The following is a 539-nucleotide window of genomic DNA, read 5'->3' as shown; positions in this document are numbered from 1 at the left end:
AAAACTGAAGTTGAAGCGGGCAAGAACATGACCGTTGAAAGCCGTACCGGTGCCGATGGACAAACTATTTATGAAGTCGCGACAGCGGATGATGTGTCATTTGATTCGGTTCAAGTGGGTGACGTCAACATTGACGGAACTACAGGCAAGATCAGTGGTGTGACAGATGGCACAGTTGCAGCAGGTTCTAAAGAAGCAGTGAATGGTGGACAACTCCGTGGCGTTGCCGACAGCGTGAGTACGGTTGTTGGTGGTAATGCGGCAGTGAATCCAGATGGCTCAATTACAACGAGCAATGTGGGGAACACAGGTGAAAACAACATCCATGATGCGATTGACTCTGTACGCGGTGCAGCGGTTGCAGCAAAAACCACGGTCACCGAAGGCGACAATATCGTTGTTACTGAGTCGACCAACGCCGATGGCAGCACCAACTATGAAGTCGCCACAGCACGTGATGTAGACTTTGATTCAGTGCAAGTGGGTGATGTCAACATTGACGGAACCACGGGTAAGATCACTGGTGTTGCAGATGGCAC

1 pseudogene is annotated in these 539 nt (G+C 50.5%); it reads left to right on the top strand.

What is annotated here, in order from left to right:
* Positions 1 to 539 (top strand): annotated as a pseudogene (locus tag F993_RS20560) (YadA-like family protein); the annotation flags it as partial.

This window comes from Acinetobacter proteolyticus (assembly GCF_000367945.1).
Taxonomy (GTDB): domain Bacteria; phylum Pseudomonadota; class Gammaproteobacteria; order Pseudomonadales; family Moraxellaceae; genus Acinetobacter; species Acinetobacter proteolyticus.
The sequence above is the reverse complement of the archived record's forward strand: the minus strand, read 5'-3'. Positions and strand labels throughout refer to the sequence as shown.